The organism is Clostridium sp. Marseille-P2415, assembly GCF_900155545.1.
Classification (GTDB): Bacteria; Bacillota; Clostridia; order Lachnospirales; family Lachnospiraceae; genus Lacrimispora.
The window spans coordinates 35,968-41,688 of the sequence record NZ_LT732526.1; the positions used below are offsets into that span (position 1 = coordinate 35,968).

The 5,721-nt window shown below is 45.9% G+C and carries 6 protein-coding genes and 1 pseudogene; 3 read left to right on the top strand and 4 right to left on the bottom strand.

All coding sequences use genetic code 11. From position 1 onward, the window contains the following. Positions 1 to 90 precede the first annotated feature (90 nt). The 4 genes from BQ9856_RS05075 to BQ9856_RS05090 form a co-directional block, all read right to left on the bottom strand. Positions 91 to 1,101 carry a hypothetical protein gene (locus BQ9856_RS05075; RefSeq protein ID WP_077610073.1) on the bottom strand — a complete coding sequence of 337 codons (1,011 nt, stop codon included), beginning with the start codon at positions 1,099 to 1,101 and terminating at the stop codon, positions 91 to 93. Between the two features lie 97 nt (positions 1,102 to 1,198). Next, positions 1,199 to 2,569 carry a hypothetical protein gene (locus BQ9856_RS05080; protein WP_077610074.1) on the bottom strand — a complete coding sequence of 457 codons (1,371 nt, stop codon included), beginning with the start codon at positions 2,567 to 2,569 and terminating at the stop codon, positions 1,199 to 1,201. Between the two features lie 113 nt (positions 2,570 to 2,682). After that, a complete protein-coding gene (locus BQ9856_RS05085) occupies positions 2,683 to 2,946 on the bottom strand; it encodes a CD3324 family protein (RefSeq protein WP_077610075.1) in 264 nt (87 codons plus the stop codon). 169 nt (positions 2,947 to 3,115) lie between these two features. Further along, a complete protein-coding gene (locus BQ9856_RS05090) occupies positions 3,116 to 3,295 on the bottom strand; it encodes a hypothetical protein (RefSeq protein ID WP_077610076.1) in 180 nt (59 codons plus the stop codon). A gap of 58 nt (positions 3,296 to 3,353) precedes the next feature. On the opposite strand from BQ9856_RS05090, the gene BQ9856_RS05095 reads away from it, so the two are divergent. The 3 genes and pseudogenes from BQ9856_RS05095 to BQ9856_RS05105 form a co-directional block, all read left to right on the top strand. Continuing rightward, a complete protein-coding gene (locus BQ9856_RS05095) occupies positions 3,354 to 3,770 on the top strand; it encodes a YjdF family protein (RefSeq protein ID WP_077610077.1) in 417 nt (138 codons plus the stop codon). 152 nt (positions 3,771 to 3,922) lie between these two features. After that, positions 3,923 to 5,161 (top strand): annotated as a pseudogene (locus tag BQ9856_RS05100) (endonuclease Q family protein); the annotation flags it as partial. 97 nt (positions 5,162 to 5,258) lie between these two features. Next, the coding region (locus BQ9856_RS05105) for an endonuclease III domain-containing protein (RefSeq protein ID WP_077610079.1) at positions 5,259 to 5,721 on the top strand (463 nt) is incomplete at its 3' end.

A 5,721-nucleotide genomic window follows, 5' to 3' on the forward strand; every position in this document is an offset into this window, starting at 1 on the left:
CGGCGGGCCGGTGTCATGTTTATACCGGTTTGAAAGAATAATGAAGAAGGGGAGGGGAACGCCGATGCGTTTCCCTCCCCTGATGTTTTCTTAATAAACGATCTCTTCATATCCCTCCGTGGAAGGAAACTGAATGGCTACCGGCTGTCCGGGATTGTTATAATCCAGATTGATGTTCATGGATATTCCCATGGTTTCTTCGTCTTCGGTCATGGTCATGTAAATCGAGATGACTTCTTTGGAGAAATATCCTTTCGGGCTGATGACAGCCTTGCCGTTGACCTGATTGATCCTGAAATCGGAGTCGGCAAGGGAAGGCCATATCTCGTTATAGAAATTTCTCAGATATTGTTCCAGACCTTCGGTCTGGCTGGAATATAAAAGAACTCTGTTTCCGTCTTCATCGGCTGCAATCTGAACATTTTCCAAGAATGCACCGAACTGTCCCGTAAGCCCTCCCAATGTAAGATTATTTGTCATGTCTCTATATCCGATTTTCATTTTAAATTTTTCATTCTCTCCCATATCCGAATAGTAACAGCCATTGTTATAGAAAGAGGTTTCCGATTTATGGATGCCCATCATATCGGTATAGGTGGAAGAGAGAAATTCCATGTTCGGCGTGTTGATGTCATGGTATTTAAGCTGCATATTCTTGGATACCGGGATCTCCAGCCCTGCATAGGACAGGTTCATAAGGATATCCGCCTTAATATCCAGGCCGGGCAGCCCGGAACTCTTTTGGTCTGCTTCCTGGTAAAGCTCCAATCCTTCCTGATTAACGGTACGGGAAGCAAAAGGATTGGCGGCCTTTTGACGGACAAGGCCCTCTTCGGACCATGCACCGGATTCATTAACGGTGTAGCCATCCGGAGTGGTGGTTCCGGTAAGAAGGTATCCGTTTTCATCAAAATAGTAGCATTCCGCCAATCCATCCCCATTGGAATCGATCCATTTCCAGGTGGAAGAGGGATAGGACTTATCTCCATCCAGCCACCACCATCCATGGGTATTCTGCTTCCAGGTTCCCGCAAAAGCGGCTGATGTCATGGATATGGACAGAAGTGATGTGATAGCAAATAATTTTAAGATTTTTTTCATGCTGCTTTCATTCCTCCTGCTCTTTGCTTTTGCCCCATAAGGTGTCAAAACGAAATGCTGCTGTTTCGTGGCCGGGTGAGGCTGCTTTTTACAATCATTATTGGTCCATTGTACCATATTCTGGTAAATACAACAACGGTTTTTGGCTCTGGGTGTTTAGCCAGGTGTCTGCAGCAATATGAGCGAGCTCCCGGGCCGTGTTCCGGTTGAATGGCATAACCCGCCTATAATACCGGTAATAAATTAAATTTGACCACAAAACCTCATATCCGCCGTTATCATATTCTTTGGCAGTGGGCAGATAGCTGTCAATGCCGTTAACATATCCGTTGAAAAAGAAAAGCGGATTATCCGTTTGCGCCTGGATATCCAGTGCGATTTCACACATGGCTTCATTTGCAATGCCGCACAGACAGCCTTCATTTAGAACAAAGTACTGTATTTCGACATTTCCTTCCTGAACGGTGATTTTTTCCCTGTGGAGCCGTTCGATCTCTGAAAGCCAGCCCGTTCCATCAATTCCTGCTTCTTTTCCTGCTTCATAGGCAATTTTCCGAGCTTTTTCCATAGAGGGGATGTCGGCCCGGAAGGTACCTTGTTCGGAAAACATGGACAACTGGAAGATAGGAACTGCCTTTATTTTTCCTAAAATCCGGTCCACCGAAAGAGAAACTGCCTGTGCCATTTTATCCAGTGCTTCCATGCTTTGCAGGTAAAATTTCTGCTTATCCTCTAAGGAGTATGGTTTGGCAGAAGCCTCCAATCCATGAACTTCCAGATATTCTGCATTTTTCTGCCGGAACTTAGGCCGGATATCTCCGGCAGCACCCTGTACCATAAGTACCTTACAACCCAGCTTTTGTTCAAGCAGATCCCTTGTTACGCCAAAATAATCTGACGATATATGGTAGTTATCGCTGGTCAGGACATTTGCATGCGCGGTCACCCGCAGTAATAAAAGTCTGGTTTGATCCGCGCTGTCTGCAAGCTTCAATACTCCGAGCCGTTTATCTACGGCCGTTTGATGACCCCGCCGGTTGATACCTATTTCACAATCCGTAACTCCCCATGCAGCATGCAAGGGAGACAATTCAGAAGCTGCTTTGCGTACGCAGGACAGGATCCGTGTACTGGCAAAGGTGTAGTATTTATGGTCAGTACCGGCATTCGGTGCGGAATGGGTGTGTGAAAAACAGACCATTATTTTTTGACGGGAAACACCTAATTCCTTTGCAGCAAGATCGCGCAGATGATTGGTTAAAGCAACGGTAAAGCCAATGCTGTCTATGGTGATCAGGCAGCATGCTTCGTCATCTGATTTGCAGACAAGAATCTGTGCTTTTAATTGATGAAGGATTCCTTTCGAGGTATTGTCAATGCGGGAAAAGCCCACTAATTCAACCGGCCAATCAGGCGTGATATCTGCCTCCGAGTATCCAAAGCTTGTAAAATCATTGTTTTTTTTCATGTCTCCACCTCCTTTAAAATAATACCAGAGTCTAGGAAACGCCTCAATATAAGGAACGTTACAGAAACAAAGAATACACAAAACGGGAAGGCCGTATAAACGGCCTCCCCGCGCTATTTCCGATATAAGATTTTCTTTATCGCATGAATGGAAAGAAAATAAGATTCGGCCAGATCTTCCATGGATGTACCACTGGAAAACTCCTGCCGGATTTTTAAATTCCGTTGTTTTAATTCCGTACGGAACCCGGAAAGCTCTCCCCATTTTTTATGTTGGTCTTTTTGTGCCGGGATGTATAAATAACTCCCCTGAATATATTTTTGTAATTCTTCGACCAGGTCTTTGGGAAGAATTAAAGCTGCATTGAGATATTTCATGCGGATTCACTCCTCGAATTTTAATCTTCAAGTTGCAAAGCCGGCAAATGGCAACGTCTTTTTACTCCATGCAAGCGGCGTTGTGATTCACTGGCCTTGCATGGAGTAAAACATCGTTTTGCTTTTTCTTATTGATACACATGTTCCTTACCACCTTGTATGATAGAATTCATTCTTTTCTATTATATTTACATGTTGCTGCAAAAGCAAGGGAAAAGAATGATCTTTTCTTGAGTCTGCCGCCGTGATATAATGGGAGAAGCAAAGATAAAAACACAATCCATGGCATATGCCATGCAGATCCGGTTGGTAGTCCGGACGGAAATGGAGTTAATTCATCCGTTTCCAAGTAGCCCTCCTCCTTGGTCGTCCGTTCTTTGTTTCTAACATTATAAGGAGGAACTGTTATGGACAAAGTTTCGGTTGCGTTTTTTGTATTTTTTGAGGAGCCATTTTGGATCGGAATTTTAGAGCGGATTTCAGATGGAAAGCTGTCGGTATGCAAGGTAACATTCGGTGCAGAGCCGAAAGACTGTGAAGTGTATGAATTCCTTCTTAAAAATTACGATAAGCTGCGGCTTAGTCCGGCTGTGGATGCAGCTGTAAAGGAAAGCATGAAAAATCCCAAACGGATTCAAAGGGAGGTTCACCGGCAGATCCAAAATGCCGGTATCGGCACGAAATCCCAGCAGGCATTGAAATTACAGCACGAACAGCAAAAACAGGAGCGGAAAGTATTTGCACGGGAAGTAAAGGATGCGGAGAAACAGCACCGGTTCGAGCGGAAGCAGCAAAAGAAGAAAGAGAAGCATAGGGGCAGATAATGCCCCTTTCTCTATTTGTGCAGACATGTCAATCCTTTGTTTTAGACTGATTGTATTTATATTAAGAAAAGAAATAGGAAAGGTTTACTTCTTGCGCCGTTCTCCAAAGAACGCTATAATAAAACATAAATTGACAAAAGCAGGTGAGATTTATGTATATCGCGGACTTACACATTCATTCCCACTATTCCAGGGCAACCAGTAAGGATTGCACGCCGGAATATCTGGACCTTTGGGCGGGGCGCAAGGGGATCGACATACTGGGAACCGGGGATTTCACCCATCCGAGTTGGCGGGAGGAATTAAAGGAAAAGCTGATTCCTGCAGAGGAAGGGCTTTACATATTAAAGGAAGAATACCGCATGGATAAGGACTGCAGGACAGGTCTGCAGGCTCCCCGGTTTGTGGTTTCCGGGGAAATCAGCTCTATTTATAAGAAAAACGGAAAAGTGAGAAAGGTGCACAGTGTGATCCTTCTTCCGGGCCTGGAGGAAGCGGAGCTGCTATCGGAGAAGCTGGAAACCATAGGGAACCTTCGTTCAGACGGCAGGCCCATTCTGGGACTGGACTGCCATGACCTTCTGGAAATCATGCTGGAATTATGCCCTGAAGCAATCTATATTCCCGCTCACATCTGGACGCCGCATTTTTCCCTGTTCGGGGCTTTTTCCGGTTTTGATTCCATTGAGGAATGCTTTGAGGATCTGACTCCCCATATCCATGCTCTGGAAACGGGACTTTCTTCAGACCCGCCCATGATATGGCGCTTGTCTGCCCTGGACCGCTTTCAGCTCATCTCCAATTCAGATGCCCATTCTCCGGCAAAGATGGGCCGGGAGGCGAATCTTTTGGATATCGATCTGTCCTATACCGGGCTTTCGGATGCCATTCAAAAAGGCGAGGGGTTAAAGGGAACCATCGAATTTTTCCCGGAAGAGGGAAAATACCATTATGATGGCCATAGGAAATGTAATCTTTGCCTTTCCCCGGCGGAAGCGGAACAATATTCCGGCAAGTGTCCGGTCTGCGGCCGAAAGCTGACCACGGGAGTGTCCCACCGGGTCGGACAGCTGGCAGACCGAAACGAGGGATTTATTCTTCCCGGCGGAAAGTCCTTTGAGAGTCTGGTCCCTCTTCCTGAGGTTATCGCCGCTTCTATAGGCTATACCACTGCAAGCAAAAAGGTCCGGAACCAGTATGAATCCATGTTGAGGAATCTGGGTTCTGAATTTCAGATATTGAGGGAATTAGCCCTGGAGGACATCCGAAATGAATCCGGTTATATGATTTCAGAAGGAATCAGGCGTTTAAGGGAAGGGAAAGTAGAGCGGAGTCCCGGGTATGACGGCGAATATGGAACCATTAAGCTGTTTGAGCCGGGGGAAATGGATAAACGGGGCAGATGACTGGAATCAGAAAAAGACAACGACAAGCTTATGAGTGCGTCCCTATTACATAACAGGAAGCCGGAAGGCAAGGTGAGACAGAATGAAAAAGGAAAATATCAGTTGTGTACTGGATAAATTGGATGAGATTTACGGTATGACAAAGGAGGGCTTCTTTCACCAGAAGCCATGGCAGCTTTTGGCAGCAATTATGCTTAGCGCCCAAAGCACAGACAAACAGGTGGAGGAGGTGCTTCCGCAATTATTTAAACGGTATCAGACTGCAGAGCAGATGGCGGAAGCTCCACTGGAAGAAATAGAGGATTCCATTCGTTCCATTGGGCTTTATAAGAATAAGGCGAGGAATTTGAAGAAATGCTGCAGACAGATTGTTGAAGAATATGGCGGAGAGGTACCGTCGGATATTGATGGAATTCTGGCTCTGTCCGGGGTAGGAAGAAAGACCGCCACTTTATTTCTGGCAGATGCTTATGGAATACCGGGGGTTACGGTGGATACTCACGTATTCCGCATTTCCAGACGGTTGGGCTGGGCCTCCGGGAAAA